The sequence below is a fragment of the Mesorhizobium caraganae genome, assembly GCF_016836705.1.
In the GTDB taxonomy this organism is placed as follows: Bacteria; Pseudomonadota; Alphaproteobacteria; order Rhizobiales; family Rhizobiaceae; genus Mesorhizobium; species Mesorhizobium caraganae.
Genome location: NZ_JAFCGY010000002.1, coordinates 352,403 through 368,303, shown reverse-complemented (window position 1 = coordinate 368,303; position 15,901 = coordinate 352,403). Strand labels below are relative to the sequence as shown.

Here is a 15,901-nt window from a genome sequence, read left to right as displayed (position 1 = left end):
GGCGCCGAAGCAGCTGATCTCCCCCACAAGGGGGGAGATTGGCTGTCACCCTCCTTGCCCCCCGAAACCATTCATGCGAAGAGCCCGCAAGGGAAACAGGGATGCGCCGACGATGAGCAAGGGCGACCGGGCCAAGCGCAAGAACGGGCTCACCTATGCCGAGGCGGGTGTCGACATCGATGCCGGCAACCTCATGGTCGAGAAGATCAAGCCGCTGGTGCGCGCGACGCGCCGGCCGGGCGCCGATGGCGAGATCGGCGGCTTTGGCGGCCTGTTCGACCTGAAGGCCGCAGGCTTCACGGACCCGGTGTTGGTTGCTGCCAATGACGGCGTCGGAACCAAGCTGAAGATCGCCATCGATGCCGGCAAGCATGACACGATCGGCATCGACCTCGTCGCCATGTGCGTCAACGACATTGTCGTACAAGGGGCGGAGCCGCTGTTCTTCCTCGACTATTTCGCCACCGGCAAGCTCGACCCCGACCAGGGGGCGGCGATCGTCGGCGGTATCGCAATAGGCTGCCGGCAGGCCGGTTGCGCGCTGATCGGCGGCGAGACGGCCGAAATGCCCGGCATGTATCACGGCAACGATTACGACCTTGCCGGCTTTGCCGTGGGCGCGGCTGAACGCGGCCAGTTGCTGCCGACCGACGATATTGTCGAGGGTGACGTGCTCCTGGGTCTGGCTTCCTCAGGCCTGCATTCGAATGGCTTTTCGTTGGTGCGCCGCATCGTCGGCGTCAGTGGGCTTGCCTGGAGCGATCCGGCGCCGTTCAACGATGAGGCGACGCTGGCCGAGGCGCTGCTGGAACCGACGCGCATCTATGTGAAGTCGATCCTGAAGGCGATCCGCAACACCCATGGCATCAAGGCGCTGGCCCATATCACCGGCGGCGGCTTTCCCGAAAACATCCCGCGCGTGCTGCCGAAGGATTTCTCCGCCGAGCTCGACCTCAATGCCATCGATGTGCCGCCGGTCTTTTCCTGGCTTGCGAAAACCGGCGGCGTCGCGCCGGAAGAGATGATGCGCACCTTCAATTGCGGCATCGGCATGATCCTCGTCGTCGCCTCCGGCCAGGCAGCGCAGGTCGCCGCCGTTCTGCAGGAGGCCGGCGAGACGGTGACGCCGATCGGCCGCATCGTACCGCGCCGCGACGCCGGCGTCATTTATCGGGGCTCGATCGGCCTATGAGCAGGAAACGCACGGTTGTCTTGATCTCGGGACGCGGCTCCAACATGACGGCGCTGATCGCGGCGGCGAGCGATCCGGCCTATCCCGCCGAAATCGTCGGCGTCATTTCCGACCGGGTGAACGCCGCCGGCCTCGGCATCGCAGCCGCGGGCGGCATCCCGACCAAGGTCATCGTGCGCTCCGACCATGCCAGCAAGGAAGCCCATGATGCGGCGATCGACGCCGCACTGGTTGCGTTCAACGCCGAGATCGTGGCGCTGGCCGGCTATTTGCGCATCCTTTCCCGCGGCCTGGTCGAGAAGTGGCAAGGGCGCATGCTCAACATCCACCCTGCCCTGCTACCGGCCTTCAAGGGGCTCGACACGCATGCGCGCGCGCTGCGGGCCGGCATGCGCATCCATGGCTGCACGGTGCATTTCGTCACGCCCGAGATGGATGACGGCCCGATCATAGCGCAAGCCGCGGTGCCGGTGATGGTCGGCGACAATGAGGACACGCTGGCCGCGCGCGTGCTGAAGGCCGAACACCGGCTCTACGCGCTGGCGCTCGGCCTCGTCGCCGACGGCAAGGCGCGCATGGAAGGCGGCCGCACGGTTCTCGCCCATTTCGCCGACGACGCCGACAATGCAACTTCGGTTGTGATGGCGCCTGACCCGTTGCGCGAAGAGCGCGATCTCGAGCATCTGGCGCGGATCACGCCTTGAGGGCCTAGACCCACAACGAGCCGAACCTATGAAACAGCTGCTTCTGCTGCGCCACGCCAAGTCGAGCTGGGACGATCCGGCGCTTGCCGATTTCGACCGGCCGCTTGCCCCGCGCGGACTGAAGGCAGCGCCGATGATGGGGCGCGAACTGGCCAGGCGCGACTGGCTGCCTGACTTGGCGCTGGTGTCACCGGCACTGCGCACGCGCGAGACATGGCGGCTGGTCTCGGCAGAACTGCCGGCGAGAGTGCCGGTGGAGTTTACCGAGAGGCTCTTCTACGCCACAGCCGGCGACATTCTGGCCGAGGTGCAACAGGCAATCGCATCGGCCGGCTGTCTCCTGGTGCTTGGCCATAATCCCGGCCTGGAGGATTTTGCGCGCAGGCTTGCCGGTCCGCGATCGGATGCCGGGGCTCGCAGGAAGCTTGAAGAGAAATTCCCGACTGGCGCCCTTGCCCGCTTTGTCGTCGACGATAACTGGGCGGACCTCGCCTTCGGCACAGCCCGGCTGACGCATTGCATCAGGCCGAAGGATTTGAACTGACGCTGCCCAAAAAAGGCGACGGGGTCAGCCCGCCGCTTTTGGTGCAAATGATCAATTGCCCCAGATGCCCTGGCCAGGATCCGGCGAGGCTTTCGATCCTGCCGATCCCGTTGTCGACGTATCGACGTTAGCCGCAGGCTTGGTCATCCTGTGCTTGCGGATCGAGGCGGTGAAGCCGCGGTCGACGCCGGCGGTCGGCTGGTTAGCGTTGTCGGCGCCATAGTGATCGCTGCCGGCAGAGGCGCTGCCCATGGCAGCGACGAGCATCGCGGCTGCGACGAATGCAATCCTGGTCATTTCAGTGTTCCTTGTCTGTCGTTTCATTGCGCGGGCGCCTTGGGAGGATGGTCCGCTGTCAACAAGACCCGGAACGGTCGGGTTTTATTCCCGGGCGAAACGGATTACCTCGCGGAACCAGCCGGCTGCACAAAAAAACAAGAGCGGCGGGCCAAGCCCACCGCTCTTTGTGGTCGTAGATCTCGCTGGAAATTAACGGCCCCAGATCCCCTGGCCGGATTCACCGGGAACCTTGGCATTGGCGTCAGCCTGTGCCTTTTCGGACTTCAGGATCGAGCCGGTGAACATGTGGTCGACGGAGGTCGACTGGCTGGCAACCGGCTGGCTGGCATTGTTCGAGCCATAGTGGTCGCTGCCCGCGAAAGCGGAACCCGTGGCGACGAGAATGGCGGCGGCGGTAAGAGCGATCTTGGTCATTTTTTAAATGCTCCTGATCTGAGATTGACGGTCTGATCGATTCGGATGGAGCCGGCTTAGCGGCCCCAGATGCCCTGGCCGGATTGCGGCTGGTTAGAGTCGCCCTTGATCGTGAAGCCGCCGAGGCTGACGGGCTTGCTGATCGAGGCCGTATAGCTGTGGTCGATATTGCCATAGCTGTGGTCAATATTGCCGGCCGGAGCGGTCACAGCAGGCTGGTTGACACCGTCAGAGCCATAGTGGTCGCTACCTGCGAAAGCGGTGCCGGTGGCAACGAGGAGAGCAGCAGCGGTAAGAGCGATCTTGGTCATTTTAAGTACTCCAGATATCTGGTCCTGTCCGTCTAGTGGCGTGCCTTGGGAGGAATTCGCGTCGCTCGGACCACCCCGAGATGGGTCTGTCTTGCTGCCATTTCCAATCACTAAAATGTGTGAACCGAACCGTTCAGTTCGATCTTGAAATCCACCGAATGACGCGGCGGTGGCAATTTTCTACGGTGATATCAAATAGTTAAATTATAGCACTTGCTATAATGCGCGGCCGACTCGTTGAGTCGACGTGCATCGATCACGATACAGTGCGTCAATGTGAATCGAACCGAACGGTTCGGCTTCCTTAGTATCTCGAATGATTGGGCGGCTCAAGGACCATCGCAACCGCCCTTCGCTGCCGTTACCACTGCATCTCAAAAGGCGGTAAAACCCAGCACGTCGCGCATGTTGTATTCGCCGGGCGGGCGTTCCATCACCCAAAGTGCCGCTACAATGGCGCCGCGCGCGAACATCGAACGGTCGCCGGCTGAGTGCGAAAGCGTGAGCGTCTCACCTTGGCTGAGGAAACTCGCACTGTGCTCGCCGACGATGCTGCCGCCGCGCAGCACGGCAAAGCCGATCTCGTCGGCAGGGCGCGGACCGGTGACGCCATCGCGAGCGCGTCTCGCCACATCGTCGAGGATCACGCAGCGCCCTCGCGCCGCCGCCTCGCCCAGCATCAGCGCCGTGCCAGACGGCGCATCGACCTTGAAGCGGTGATGCGCTTCGAGGATTTCGATGTCGGCGTCGGGGCCAAGCGCCCGCGCCGCCTGCTCGACCAGCCCGGCCAGCATGTTGAGGCCGAGCGAGTAGCTGCCCGAGCGCATGATCGCGATAGACTTCGCCGCCTCGGCGATGGCTGCAAGTTCAGAGGCATTGAATCCGGTCGAGCCGATGACGAGTGCCGGGCCGCCGCGGGCCGCGCAGGCCTTTGCCAGCTCGACGGAGGCTGCCGGGGTGGTGAAGTCGATGACGACATCGGCAATCGCCAGCGCCTCGTCGCGTTCGACCAGGCCCCCGCCGGCGCTGCCAGGCCGGTGGAATCGCGCGACGAGCGCCAGCCTGGGATCGGCCTCGACGGCCAGTGCCATCTGCCTGCCCATACGGCCGAGCGCGCCAGCTATGGCTATCTTCAATGGATGCGGCATGGCGGCTTTCGTTGGAAATGCGAGTCCGAACAATTGTCTACCATGCCGCCTTGCCAGATTGATTCAACAGCCGCCACGCGTCTTGATCATCATGCCGGCGATCTCCTTGACCAGCTTGGCGGCGACGAGCGCTGTCAGGTTGGAGACGTCCTGGCTCGCATTGTACTCGACGACATCGGCCGCGCCGATCGGCTGGTCGATCCGCTGGATCAGGCCGATCACTTGCCGGGTTGTAAGACCACCGGGTTCGCGGTGCGACACACCGGGCGCACAGGCCGGATCAAGGCCGTCGAGATCGACCGAGAGATAGACCGGCGTCTTGAGGTCGAGCCGCAGATCCTCGCTAAAATGGCGCGCCTCGATCACCTCGACGCCGAAGTGTGTGAGCTGGTCACGAAGCTCGTCGTTGAGCGTGCGCAAGCCGATCTGGATCAACCGGTCGGCCAGCCCCTCCTCCAGGATGCGAGCGAAGGACGAGGTGTGCGAGCGTTTGTTGCCCTGATAGGCATCGTAGATGTCGGGATGGGCGTCGATCTGGACGATCGTCAGGCTGGGGTGGCGGCGGCGCACGGCGCGCAGCAGCGGCCATGCGATCGCGTGGTCGCCGCCGAGGCTGATCAGCGGATGGCCGGCATCGAGCGCGCGGCCGGCCTCGGCCTCGATCCGCTCCCACGGGTCGCCAACGCCTGAAAAATCGATGTCGCCATGGTCGAGAAAACTGTCCGCCACATCGAAGCCGGTTTCGCTCCACGAGCTATGGGCGTCGCTTTTGAGCTCGCGCCGGATCAGGGCCGGCGCTGCGGCCGCGCCTTTGAGATAGGACGAGTTCTCGTCATGCGGTATTCCCAGAAGCGAAACCCTGGCCATTGGCGTACGATCTCCGGCTACAGGCCTTGTGACCTAAACCCGGGAGCTGGCTGGGACCAGCGCAGCCGCTTGGGCCAGCCGCGAAGGCGAACCGGCAATCAAGCCGTCGTCATTTGCCGGCCTCGCCGCCCAGTCTTTGCCTGACGATCGCGGCGTGGAAATTTGTGCCGTGCAACAGCCCGTCATCGTTGAAGTCGTAACTGGAATTGTGCAGCGGCACTGACGCCTCGCCATTGCCAAGGAAAACGAAACAGCCGGGTACGTGGTCGAGGAAGCGGGCGAAATCCTCCGAACCGGTCATCGGCTCCGCCGCGACGCCAACGTCAGCGAGCACGCGTTTTGCGGCGGCAAAGGCTTCGTCCACGAGTTCAGCATCATTTTGCAGCGGCACGAACTCCCTGGTGTAGGTGACCTCGGCGGATACATTGTAGGCGGCGGCCGTACCCTCGGCGATGATGCGCATCTGCCGCTCGATCTCGGCGCTGACCTCCGGCCGAAAACTGCGGGCGTCACCCAGGATGCGGGCAAGGCCGGGCAATGCATTGCGCGTGCCATCGGTGATCAGTTCGGTCACCGAAACCACCGATATGTCGGCCGGGCTCAGCCGGCGCGAGACGATGGTCTGCAGATTGGTGACCAGCGCGCAGGCGGCAACCAGGGCTTCATTGCTCGAATGCGGCCGCGCGGCATGGCCGCCGATGCCCTTAAGCATGATCTCGAAATTGTCCTCGGCCGACATGATCGGGCCGGCGCAGGTTTCGAAATGCCCGATGGGCAGGCCAGGCATGTTGTGCAGGCCGAAGATCTCGTCGAAGGGGAAGCGCTGCATCAGGCCGTCGTCGAGCATCGCCAGCGCGCCCTTGCCCCACTCCTCGGCCGGCTGAAAGATGAAGCGCACAGTGCCATCGAACCCGCCCTCGGTAGCCAGCAGTTTTGCCGCGCCGAGCAGCATGGTGGTGTGGCCGTCATGGCCGCAAGCATGCATGAAGCCGGGGTTTTGCGAGCGATAGGCGGCCGTCGACTGCTCGGTGATGCGCAGCGCGTCCATGTCGGCCCGCAGCGCAATCGCCCGGTTGCCGCTGCCGCGCTTCAATGTGCCGACCACACCGGTGCCGCCGACACCCTCGGTGACATCGTCCAGGCCGAATTCACGCAGCTTGGCGGCGACGAAGGCAGCGGTGCGCTTTTCCTGAAAGCCGAATTCAGGATGCGCATGCAGATCGCGCCGCCAGCCCGTCATCTCCTGTCTCAGCGCATCACGATCGAGTTCAGCCATTTTTTCTCCCCGACCTATTTCGCAAGCTGGGTGGCGACATCAAGCAGGATGTTGGCGCCGGCGACAAGCTCGGCATCGTCGGTATGTTCGCGCGGACTGTGGCTGATGCCGCCGGCACTCGGCACGAAGATCATCGCCGCCGGTGCGATGCGGGCCATCATCTGGGCATCATGGCCGGCGCCCGATGTCATGCGCCTGACGCCGAGACCGCGATTTTTCGCGGCGGCCTCGATCCGTTCGACGATGCCGATATCGAACAGGACCGGCTCGAAGCGGGCCAGTTGCTCGGCGGAAATCGACACGTTCTCGACCACAGCAAGCTCTTCGAGGTATGCGGCAAGCGCCGCCTCATGTGCCTGCAGGCGCTGTTCATCGGGATCGCGCAGGTCGATAGTGAAGACGGCGCGCCCGGGAATGACATTGATGGCATTCGGCTCGAAGCGCATAGTGCCGACGGTGACGACCGTCGGCGTGTTCGAAACCTTGGCTCGATCGTGCAGGAAGGTGATGACGCGGGCGGCGGCGTGGCCGGCATCGCTGCGCATCGACATCGGCGTGGTGCCGGCGTGGTTGGCGGCGCCGTCGATGGTGATGCGCTGCCATGAGATGCCTTGCAGATTTTCCACGGCGCCGATCGGCACGCCTTCGCGCTCCAGCACCGGCCCCTGCTCGATATGCAGTTCGAGGTAGGCGTGCGGCTTGAGGAAGCCAGGTTCGCGGTCGCCGGCATAACCGTTGCGGGCGAGTTCCTGGCCGAGCACGCTGCCATCCGTGCCGATGGCGGCCAACATCGCGTCCGCGCCGGCGCCACCGGCATGGACCAGCGAGCCCATCATGTCGGGCGTGTAGCGCACACCCTCCTCATTGGTGAAAGCGGCGGCCGCGACCGGACGTGAGGGCGAAAAGCCCGAGGCCTTCAGCGTCTCGATCACCTCCAGCCCGGCAAGCACGCCATAGCAGCCATCATAGATGCCGGCATCGATGACGGTGTCGATGTGCGAACCGATCAGCAGGGGCGCCTGCCCGGCACTGTCGGGGCTTTGCCAGATGCCGAAGATATTGCCGACCCGGTCGATCGCGACATCGAGCCCGGCCTGGTTGAGCCAGCCGACGAAGAGGTCGCGGCCTTGCCTGTCGGTATCGGACGCGGCGAGCCGGATCAGCCTGCCGTCATTGTCACGACCGACGGCGCCGAGTTCACGGATGCGGCCTAGCAGGCGCTTCGCATCGATGGCCATCATGATGCTGCCTCGGCTGTCATCTTGCCGGCCAGCACATCGGCCGGTGTCATGCCGACCAGTTCGGCATAGCGATGCGGGTCGGTAGCGCCTTCGGTATTGATCAGCAGCACGCGGGACGGGCTATCGAGCCCCAGAGCGACCTTGTGATCAGCCACCGCCCGGATTAGCCCAGCAAGACCGACACCGCCGCTTTCACCTGAAACGATCGCCGGATCGCCTGCACTTGGCTGGGCGAGAAGCCGCATCACCGCGACGGCCTCATCCTCGTCCACCGTCATGAAGGCATCGGCAACCCGCGCCAGCACACGCCAGGCGACTGCCGAGGCCTCGTAGCATTCCAGCATCGCCATCACGGTTGGCCGGTCGTGCGCGACCTTGACCACGCGACCCGCCTGGGCGGCCGCGACAACGCAAGCCGCGCGGGCGGGTTCGACCACTGTAAAGGTAGGCCTGGCATCGCCGAGCACGATGGCGAGATGGCCTGCCACCGCTGCGGCAATGCCGCCGACACCGGCCTGCACGAAGACATGGGTTGGCGGCTGCGGCAACTGGTGCAACGCTTCGCGCACAATCGCCGTATAGCCCTGCATAACCAGACCTGGAATGCGTTCGTAGCCGGGCCAGGAGGTGTCGGACACCACCGTCCAGCCCTTGTCGGCGGACACCTCGGCGGCCTGCCTCACCGAGTCGTCATAATTGCCGTCGACGCGGATCATCTCGGCGCCATAGCGGGCGATGGCCGCAATCCGCTCCTCGCTGACGCCGGCGTGAACGAAGATTGCCGCCTTGGCGCCGACGAGCTGCGCCCCTTGCGCAACCGAGCGGCCGTGGTTGCCGTCGGTGGCACAGGCCACCGTCATGCCGGCAGTGATCGCCCGGATGTCGGGCCGGTCGAGATCAGCCACGTCGACGGGCCGTCCGAGCGACCGGCTTGCCTCCTCCAGCACAAGGCGGAAGACGGCATAGGCGCCGCCCAGCGCCTTGAAGCTGCCGAGGCCGAGGCGAAGGCCTTCATTCTTGATGTGGATGGTGCTGAGACCGAGTTCGCCGGCCAACGCCGGCAAGGCATGCAGCGGCGTTACCTGGTGATTGTCGCGATGGGCCAGAAAGCGCTCGACCGTGTCTGCGCCGGCAACCCCCAGCGTTTCGGCATCGACCGGTTCGAGCGGTTCGCGGTGCAAGGTATTGCTGTTGAGCAGGAACACAGATGGCCTCCTTGAGGGTCAGACGAAATCATATTGCAGCAGAGGCGCAAAGAGCGCTGTAATTGGACCTTCCAAATGCAAGTTTGTTTCGCCGGGACAGCGCCTTTGCCTACATCGCCTTCACCCGACAGTTTCGACCTCGCTATCCTTGCCATCCTGCAGCGGGACAACACCACCCCGCAGCGGCTGATCGGCGAAGCCGTCAACCTGTCGGCGCCGGCGGTGCAGCGGCGCATCAAGCGCATGGAGCAAACGGGGGTGATTGCCGGCAATGTCGCTGTCGTCGAGCCGGCGGCGGTCGGCCAGCCCATCACCATATTCGTCGAGGTCGAGCTGGAGAGCGAACGCTCTGACCTGATCGACGCGGCCAAGCGGCAATTCTCGGCGGCGCCCGAAGTGCAGCAATGCTACTACGTCACCGGCGAGGCCGACTTCATCCTCGTCATCACCGTGGCCGACATGGGCGCCTATGAGGCGCTGACGCGCAAACTGTTCTTCGACAGCAAGAATGTGCGAAAATTCCGCACCTTCGTCGCCATGGACCGCGTCAAGGTCGGGCTCACCGTGCCTTTGCCGGGATAACCGATATCAGCCGACCGGTCGCAGCCAGACCTTGTTGTCGTGGAAGGCCGCACCGCCATAGGGTGCAGGCGCATCGGCGCCGGTCAAGACATTGATCCCTTCGCCGCGCTCATGGGCGCTGTTCGGCCAGATGCCCTCGGCGATCACCACGCCGCGCTTGATGCCTTCGAACAGTTTTGCGTGCAGCACCACCTCGCCACGCCGGTTGCCGACCTCGATACGGTCGCCATCGGCCAGTCCGAGGGAAGCGGCATCGTCCGGGTGCAGCAGGAGCTCTGGCCGACCCTCCTTGGCCCTCGACACCGGCGTTTCCGAGAAGGTCGAGTTGAGGAAGTTGCGCGCCGGCGATGTCGTCAGCCGGAACGGATGCTCGGCGTCCGCCACCTCGATCAGGTCGACATGGTCGGGGAATTCCGGCAGTTCTGACACCGGCCCGAACAGGCCCATGCTTTTCGGCGGCCGGTTGGGCGCCGCCTGCCCGCTCCAGTTGGCGCGGAAGTGGAATTTCTTGTCGGCGTGACCGAAGCCCTCGATGAAATGCGCGGCTTCGAAATCAGGCTGCAGGTCGACCCACTTGTCTTCCTTCAGGCTGGCGAAACTGCCCAGCCCGCGCTTGCCCAGGATGATGTCGATATGCTGCTGCTCGGTCAGGCCGAAGCCCGGGCGGTCGGCAACGCCGAGGCGCTCGGCCAGTTGCTCGATGACGAAATGGTTGGTGCGCGGCCCTTCCGGCGGCTCGATCAGCTTGGGGCCGAGCGTGATGTGCTGGTTGCCGCCGCCCTTGTAGACATCGTCATGCTCGAGGAACATCGTTGCCGGCAGCACGACGTCGGCAAGTTTTGCGGTGTCGGTCATGAACTGCTCGTGCACGCAGGTGAACAAATCGTCGCGCAGGAAACCCTGCTTCACCAGTCGCTGCTCGGGCGCGACATTCACCGGATTGGTGTTCTGGATCAGCATCGCCGTCACCGGCGGGCCGCCATAGAGTGCGTCCGCCGCACCGGTCAGCACCGGGCCAGTGCGCGACTGATCGAGATAGCGGATGTTGGGATCGCGCATCGCGGTGCCTTCCAGCACATCCTGGTTGAGCTTGAAGATGCCGGAGTTGGAATGGAAGGCGCCGCCGCCCTCATATTGCCAGGCGCCGGTGACGGCGGCGATACAGGACGCCGCGTGCATGTTGACCGAGCCGTTGCGCTGGCGGGCAAAGCCATAGCCGAGGCGGAAATAGGTTTTCTTCGTCGTGCCGACGAGGCAGGCGAATGCCTCGATCTCGGCGACGGCAAGGCCGGTGATGGCGGAGGCCCATTCCGGCGTGCGCGTCTCCAGATGCGCTTCCAGGCCCTTGGGATCGTCGGTGTATTTTTCGAGATAGGCGCGGTCGGCCATGCCTTCCCTGAACAGCACATGCATGACCGCACAGGCCAGCGCGCCGTCGGTGCCCGGCTTCAGCACAAGGCCCATATCGGCCTGCTTCATCGTCGCGTTCTCGTAGACGTCGATGACGACGATCTTGGCTGAACGTTCCTTGCGCGCCTTGATGGCGTGGGTCATGACATTGACCTGCGTGACCACGGCATTGGTGCCCCAGATCACCACGCAGTCGGATTTGGCCATTTCGCGCGGATCGGGCCCGCGCAAGGCACCCGCCCCCATCATCCAGCCGGTCCAGGCCAGATTGGTGCAGATCGAGCCGAAGAAGCCGGAATACTTTTTCGCATGGCGCAACCGGTCAATGCCGTCGCGCTGCACCAGTCCCATCGTGCCGGCATAGTAGTAGGGCCAGACAGTCTCGGAGCCGTATTTTTCCTCGGCTGCGATGAATTTTTCGGCGACGAGGTCGAGCGCCGCCTCCCAGCTGGATTCCTTCCAGAGGCCGTCGCCCTTGGCGCCGGCCCGCACCAGCGGCTTCAGCAGCCGGTCCGGATGGTGGACGCGGTCGGCATAGCGCGCGACCTTGGCGCAGACGACGCCGGCAGTATAGGTGTTGGACCTGGCGCCATGGACGCGGCCAATGCGGTTGCCGTCGAGCAGTTCGACCTCGAGCGCACAGGTCGACGGGCAATCATGAGGACAGGCCGAATGGCCGATGCGGAGCTTGGCGTGCTGGTTCATGGCGCCCGCTTAGCCGGTTCCGGACGCGGCGTGTAGGGCCAGATGGCGCCTCTTCCTTCTCCCCCTGTGGGAGAAGGTGGATCGGCGCGATAGCGCCGAGACGGTTGAGGGGTGTTCCAGCGGAGTGAGACGTTGGCGTTTCCTGGAACACCCCTCATCCGGCCGCTTCGCGGCCACCTTCTCCCACAGGGGGAGAAGGGAAGAACTGCCCTACTCCGCCGTGCCTTCCTCATACTCGGCCGACATGGTCAGCCACTTTTCCTCGTGGCCGGCAAGCTGCTGGGCCAGTTGCGAGCGTTCCTTGGCCAGCCGGGTCGCCGTCGACGGATCCTTCTCATAGACGGCCGGGTTGGCGAGTTCGTCCTCGATCAGGTCGATGCGCTTGCGGATACGGTCCATCAGCGCCTCGGTGGCGCGGATTTCCTTGGCCAGCGGCTCGAAGGTGGCGCGGCGCGCCGCCGCATCGCGGCGGCGATCGGCTTTTGATGCCTTCTCCGCCTCGCGCTTGCCGCGGCGGTCGCCGGACACGCCGGTGACCAGCGTCTTGTAGTCCTCCAGGTCGCCGTCATACGGATTGACCGCGCCGTCCTTGACCAGCCACAGCCGGTCGGCGGTGGCTTCCAGCAGATGCCGGTCGTGCGAGATCAGGATGACGGCGCCGGGAAACTCGTTCAGCGCATGGATCAAGGATTCACGGCTGTCGATGTCGAGATGGTTGGTCGGCTCGTCGAGGATGAACAGGTTCGGCCCCTCGAAAGCCGACAGGCCCATCAGGAGCCGCGCCTTCTCGCCGCCGGACAGGTCCTTGGCCGCCGTGTTCATCTTTTCGGTGGTGAGACCGAACTGGGCGACGCGGCCGCGCACCTTGGATTCCGGTGCTTCCGGCATCAGCCGGCGGACATGCTCGTAGGCGTTTTCCTCCGGCCTGAGATCGTCGAGCTGATGCTGGGCGAAGATCGCCACTTTCAGCCCGGGCGCAACCGTCATGGTGCCGGTTTCCTGCTTCAGCCGGCCCGACAAAAGCTTGGCGAAGGTCGACTTGCCGTTACCATTGGCGCCGAGCAGCGCGATGCGGTCGTCGGCGTCGATGCGCAGCGTCATCTTCTTCAGGATCGGCTGGCCTTCGGTGTAGCCGACATTGACGTTGTTCAGCGCCACGATCGGCGACGCCACCGTCTTCACCGGCTCGGGGAAAGAGAACGGCCGCACTGTGTCGTTCACGATCGCGGCGATCGGCTTCATCTTCTCCAGCGCCTTGATGCGCGACTGCGCCTGCCTCGCCTTGGAAGCCTTGGCGCGGAAGCGCTCGACGAAGGATTCCATGTGCTTGCGCGCGGCTTCCTGCTTGACGCGGCCCTTCTCCTGCAACTCCTTCTGCTCGGTGTACTGGCGCTCGAACTGGTCGTAGCCGCCGCGCCAGAAGGTCAGCTTCTTCTGGTCGAGATGGACGATGGAATTGACGGCGCGGTTAAGCAGGTCGCGATCATGCGAGATCAGAAGCACCGTGTGCGGATACTTCGACACATAGTTTTCCAGCCACAACGTGCCTTCAAGATCGAGATAGTTGGTCGGCTCGTCGAGCAGCAGAAGGTCGGGCTCGGCAAACAGCACCGCGGCGAGCGCCACGCGCATACGCCAGCCGCCGGAGAAGGATGAAGCCGGTTGGCGCTGTGCAGCATCGTTGAAGCCCAGGCCGGCCAGGATGGTCGCGGCACGGGATTCCGCCGAATGCGCGTCGATGTCGGCCAGCCGCATGTGGATGTCGGCGATGCGGTGCGCGTCGGTGGCGGTCTTTTCTTCCTCGAGCAATGCGCTGCGCTCGAGGTCGGCCTTCAGCACGATCTCGATCAGCGGATCCTCGGTGCCCGGCGCTTCCTGCGCCACCTGGCCGATGCGGGTGTTTTTGGGCAGGCTGATCGAGCCGGTCTCGGAGGGGAAGTCACCGGTGATGGCCTTGAACAAGGTCGTCTTGCCGGTGCCGTTGCGGCCGACGAGGCCGGCCTTGGTGCCGGCCGGCAAGGTCAGCGAGGCATGGTCGAGAAGCAAGCGTCCGGCCATGCGGAGCGAAAGGTCGTTGATGATAAGCATGCCGGGGCTTTTGCACGGGAGGGCGGCGCTTCGCAAGGGCTTGGAGGGCCGGCGGGGGCATAAGGCATGAAAACGGCGCGCCTGAAGCGCGCCGTCCATGACTGCAAACTGCTAACTTTCAGAGACGACCTAGGTCAGGCCTTCGTCTTGCGCTTCGTCACCTTGGCTGCAGCCGCAGGCGTGGCCGGCTTGCGGCCGAGGCCCGAGGATTTGGCCAATGCCGAACGGGTCGCGGAATAGTTCGGCGCCACCATCGGATAGTCCGGCGGCAAGCTCCATTTGGTGCGATACCCGTCCGGGCTGAGGCCATGATCGGTCATCAAGTGGCGCTTCAGCGACTTGAATTTCTTGCCGTCCTCGAGGCAGACGATGTGGTCGGGAAACACCGAACGCTTCGGATTGACGGCCGGGTTAAGCACAGGGCTCTCCACGGCGGCGGCACTGCCCAACTTACGAACCGAAGCGCTGACGCTTGCGATCAAGTCCGGTAGACTAGAAGCTGGCAGTGGATTGTTGCCGACATAGGCCGATACAATGTCGGCGGTCAGTTCAATAGCAGTCTTATTGTCGAGAGTTTGCAATTTGTTTTTCTCCCGCCGGTGATGCAGTTGCCGGCTTTTTTTGAAGAGTGTTCTCGATGTATCCACTTAACAGCCCCCCCAGCGGGTCGTTAAGCGTCAGTAAATCATCAAGAATCGGTGCAGGAGGATATTTCCACATCAGGTTGCAACGTTGCAAATTAGAAAATCTAATACTTCGAAGCAGCTGATTTCGCCGTTGCGGAACTGACGGGTCCGGAGTCGGCCAATATCTCTAGAATACGTTTCCAGCGGGCGCACCGCCCGAAGTCTTTTTGCTCGATCGCCTTTTCGGCTTTCATCGCGGCATAGAGCGGCGCCTCGGCGCCGAACTCCTTGATCAGCCAGCATGCTTCCTGTCTGGCGAGGCGTTCATCGTCGTCAAGCATGGTTTTCAGCCTCCGAGCGTTCTATGCCCACCGCAATGCAACTACCGATGACGAGGACCGCACCGGCTATCGCGGTCAGCGTCAGCCTTTCACCAGACAGCGTCAGCAGCAGCGTCGAGGCGATCGGCGTCAGATAGGCGACAATCGCAACCTTGCCGCCGCCTTCGAGCTTCAAGGCGCGTGACCAGAAATAATAGCCCAGCCCCATCGGACCGGCGCCGAGATAGAGGCCAAGCAGGAGGTCCGCGCCAGTTGGCCAGGCCGTGCCGTCGTGAACACACCACAGCAAGGTCAGGCCGACGCCGACCAGTGCCGAAGGCAAAAGCAAACGTTCCGACGGAATGGCCAGGCGAGCGACCGCGATCGAATAGAACGCCATGCACAGCGCCGAGCCGAAGGCGGCGAGATAGCCGACGATACTGCCCTGGAGAAATGGCTGGCCGCGACCACCCGAGATCACCAGCGCCACGCCGACAAAGCCGAGCACGGCAGTCAAGCCGAGAAGCACAGGGCGCTGCGGCTTGGCCAGCACGATGACCGCCGCCGCAACCATCAGCGGCCAGGTGTAGGCAACGAGATTGGCCTCGATCACCGGCATGGAGGCAAAGGCGATGTATTGCAGCACCATGGTGCCGACCAGGCCGATGATGCCGACCGCGACCGCCCGGGCGCCTGTGGCTGCGTTTTCCGGCGTCGCGTTCTTGCGGCTCGCCAAATGGATAACGGCGAACACCAGCGCCGCTCCGCAAAACTGCAGCAACTGAACCAGCGACACCGGATGGCTGGCCAGCAGGGATTTGCCGACCAGCGCGTTGGTCGACCAAAGGGCGACCGCGCCGGCGGCGAAGACCAGGGCCGAGGGCGAGCCCGACCCGTCCCGGGAAGGCCGGGACGGCGCCCTGTCCCTGTCGCCGACCATGATTTCTTCCGAACCGACGGTCAAACCG

General features: G+C 64.0%; 17 protein-coding genes. 4 read left to right on the top strand and 13 right to left on the bottom strand.

Going from position 1 to position 15,901, the window contains the following annotated elements; translation table 11 throughout:
* Positions 1 to 112 precede the first annotated feature (112 nt).
* The 3 genes from purM to JQK88_RS09395 are packed head-to-tail and all read left to right on the top strand — an operon-like array spanning position 113 to position 2,440.
* A complete protein-coding gene (gene purM / locus JQK88_RS09405) occupies positions 113 to 1,192 on the top strand; it encodes a phosphoribosylformylglycinamidine cyclo-ligase (RefSeq protein WP_192248544.1) in 1,080 nt (359 codons plus the stop codon).
* Entirely contained in the window at positions 1,189 to 1,896 is a 708-nt protein-coding gene (purN, locus tag JQK88_RS09400) for a phosphoribosylglycinamide formyltransferase (RefSeq protein ID WP_203278141.1), read from the top strand. Before purM ends, purN begins: the two co-directional genes overlap by 4 nt.
* Before the next feature lie 28 nt (positions 1,897 to 1,924).
* On the top strand, positions 1,925 to 2,440 hold the full coding sequence (locus tag JQK88_RS09395) for a SixA phosphatase family protein (protein WP_192248538.1): 516 nt from the start codon (positions 1,925 to 1,927) through the stop codon (positions 2,438 to 2,440).
* Between the two features lie 51 nt (positions 2,441 to 2,491).
* Here the strand turns inward: JQK88_RS09395 and JQK88_RS09390 are convergent, their stop codons facing one another.
* The 8 genes from JQK88_RS09390 to JQK88_RS09355 all read right to left on the bottom strand — a co-directional run bounded on the left by JQK88_RS09390 (position 2,492) and on the right by JQK88_RS09355 (position 9,202).
* Positions 2,492 to 2,737 carry a DUF680 domain-containing protein gene (locus JQK88_RS09390; protein ID WP_203278140.1) on the bottom strand — a complete coding sequence of 82 codons (246 nt, stop codon included), beginning with the start codon at positions 2,735 to 2,737 and terminating at the stop codon, positions 2,492 to 2,494.
* Positions 2,738 to 2,929: 192 nt separating this feature from the next.
* Positions 2,930 to 3,154 (bottom strand): DUF680 domain-containing protein, encoded by a 225-nt coding sequence (locus JQK88_RS09385; protein ID WP_203278139.1) that lies wholly within the window; start codon positions 3,152 to 3,154, stop codon positions 2,930 to 2,932.
* Positions 3,155 to 3,210: 56 nt separating this feature from the next.
* The gene (locus tag JQK88_RS09380) at positions 3,211 to 3,465 is read right to left on the bottom strand and encodes a DUF680 domain-containing protein (RefSeq protein ID WP_203278138.1); all 255 of its coding nucleotides are present in this window, start codon (positions 3,463 to 3,465) and stop codon (positions 3,211 to 3,213) included.
* A gap of 374 nt (positions 3,466 to 3,839) precedes the next feature.
* A complete protein-coding gene (dapB, locus tag JQK88_RS09375; RefSeq protein WP_203278137.1) occupies positions 3,840 to 4,613 on the bottom strand; it encodes a 4-hydroxy-tetrahydrodipicolinate reductase in 774 nt (257 codons plus the stop codon).
* A gap of 63 nt (positions 4,614 to 4,676) precedes the next feature.
* Positions 4,677 to 5,480: an agmatinase family protein gene (locus JQK88_RS09370; protein ID WP_192248524.1), complete on the bottom strand. Its 804-nt coding sequence runs from the start codon at positions 5,478 to 5,480 to the stop codon at positions 4,677 to 4,679.
* A gap of 109 nt (positions 5,481 to 5,589) precedes the next feature.
* Entirely contained in the window at positions 5,590 to 6,756 is a 1,167-nt protein-coding gene (locus JQK88_RS09365) for a M20 aminoacylase family protein (RefSeq protein WP_203278136.1), read from the bottom strand.
* Between the two features lie 14 nt (positions 6,757 to 6,770).
* Complete coding sequence (locus JQK88_RS09360) at positions 6,771 to 7,997, bottom strand: Zn-dependent hydrolase (protein WP_192248518.1); 1,227 nt, start codon at positions 7,995 to 7,997, stop codon at positions 6,771 to 6,773.
* Entirely contained in the window at positions 7,994 to 9,202 is a 1,209-nt protein-coding gene (locus JQK88_RS09355; protein ID WP_192248515.1) for a diaminopropionate ammonia-lyase, read from the bottom strand. Before JQK88_RS09355 ends, JQK88_RS09360 begins: the two co-directional genes overlap by 4 nt.
* A 105-nt stretch (positions 9,203 to 9,307) precedes the next feature.
* Between JQK88_RS09355 and JQK88_RS09350 the strand changes: the two genes are divergently transcribed.
* Positions 9,308 to 9,784 (top strand): Lrp/AsnC family transcriptional regulator, encoded by a 477-nt coding sequence (locus tag JQK88_RS09350; RefSeq protein ID WP_376740391.1) that lies wholly within the window; start codon positions 9,308 to 9,310, stop codon positions 9,782 to 9,784.
* 6 nt (positions 9,785 to 9,790) lie between these two features.
* Here the strand turns inward: JQK88_RS09350 and JQK88_RS09345 are convergent, their stop codons facing one another.
* From JQK88_RS09345 to JQK88_RS09325, 5 genes are all read right to left on the bottom strand, one after another.
* Positions 9,791 to 11,899, bottom strand: a complete 2,109-nt coding sequence (locus JQK88_RS09345) for a molybdopterin-containing oxidoreductase family protein (protein WP_203278135.1) — start codon at positions 11,897 to 11,899, stop codon at positions 9,791 to 9,793.
* Between the two features lie 210 nt (positions 11,900 to 12,109).
* Positions 12,110 to 13,987 carry an ABC-F family ATP-binding cassette domain-containing protein gene (locus JQK88_RS09340; protein ID WP_203278134.1) on the bottom strand — a complete coding sequence of 626 codons (1,878 nt, stop codon included), beginning with the start codon at positions 13,985 to 13,987 and terminating at the stop codon, positions 12,110 to 12,112.
* 134 nt (positions 13,988 to 14,121) lie between these two features.
* Entirely contained in the window at positions 14,122 to 14,568 is a 447-nt protein-coding gene (locus tag JQK88_RS09335) for a Ros/MucR family transcriptional regulator (protein ID WP_192259022.1), read from the bottom strand.
* Between the two features lie 167 nt (positions 14,569 to 14,735).
* Positions 14,736 to 14,954, bottom strand: a complete 219-nt coding sequence (locus JQK88_RS09330; RefSeq protein ID WP_203278133.1) for a hypothetical protein — start codon at positions 14,952 to 14,954, stop codon at positions 14,736 to 14,738.
* On the bottom strand, positions 14,947 to 15,873 hold the full coding sequence (locus JQK88_RS09325) for a DMT family transporter (RefSeq protein WP_203278132.1): 927 nt from the start codon (positions 15,871 to 15,873) through the stop codon (positions 14,947 to 14,949). Before JQK88_RS09325 ends, JQK88_RS09330 begins: the two co-directional genes overlap by 8 nt.
* Positions 15,874 to 15,901 lie beyond the last annotated feature (28 nt).

What these genes read in the sequence shown, in the direction of transcription:
- purM (WP_192248544.1), top strand. Translation starts at nt 113, where the DNA reads ATGAGCAAGGGCGACCGGGCCAAGCGCAAGAACGGGCTCACCTATGCC.
- purN (WP_203278141.1), top strand. Translation starts at nt 1,189, where the DNA reads ATGAGCAGGAAACGCACGGTTGTCTTGATCTCGGGACGCGGCTCCAAC.
- JQK88_RS09395 (WP_192248538.1), top strand. Translation starts at nt 1,925, where the DNA reads ATGAAACAGCTGCTTCTGCTGCGCCACGCCAAGTCGAGCTGGGACGAT.
- JQK88_RS09390 (WP_203278140.1), bottom strand. Translation starts at nt 2,737, where the DNA reads ATGACCAGGATTGCATTCGTCGCAGCCGCGATGCTCGTCGCTGCCATG.
- JQK88_RS09385 (WP_203278139.1), bottom strand. Translation starts at nt 3,154, where the DNA reads ATGACCAAGATCGCTCTTACCGCCGCCGCCATTCTCGTCGCCACGGGT.
- JQK88_RS09380 (WP_203278138.1), bottom strand. Translation starts at nt 3,465, where the DNA reads ATGACCAAGATCGCTCTTACCGCTGCTGCTCTCCTCGTTGCCACCGGC.
- dapB (WP_203278137.1), bottom strand. Translation starts at nt 4,613, where the DNA reads ATGCCGCATCCATTGAAGATAGCCATAGCTGGCGCGCTCGGCCGTATG.
- JQK88_RS09370 (WP_192248524.1), bottom strand. Translation starts at nt 5,480, where the DNA reads ATGGCCAGGGTTTCGCTTCTGGGAATACCGCATGACGAGAACTCGTCC.
- JQK88_RS09365 (WP_203278136.1), bottom strand. Translation starts at nt 6,756, where the DNA reads ATGGCTGAACTCGATCGTGATGCGCTGAGACAGGAGATGACGGGCTGG.
- JQK88_RS09360 (WP_192248518.1), bottom strand. Translation starts at nt 7,997, where the DNA reads ATGATGGCCATCGATGCGAAGCGCCTGCTAGGCCGCATCCGTGAACTC.
- JQK88_RS09345 (WP_203278135.1), bottom strand. Translation starts at nt 11,899, where the DNA reads ATGAACCAGCACGCCAAGCTCCGCATCGGCCATTCGGCCTGTCCTCAT.
- JQK88_RS09340 (WP_203278134.1), bottom strand. Translation starts at nt 13,987, where the DNA reads ATGCTTATCATCAACGACCTTTCGCTCCGCATGGCCGGACGCTTGCTT.
- JQK88_RS09330 (WP_203278133.1), bottom strand. Translation starts at nt 14,954, where the DNA reads ATGCTTGACGACGATGAACGCCTCGCCAGACAGGAAGCATGCTGGCTG.
- JQK88_RS09325 (WP_203278132.1), bottom strand. Translation starts at nt 15,873, where the DNA reads ATGGTCGGCGACAGGGACAGGGCGCCGTCCCGGCCTTCCCGGGACGGG.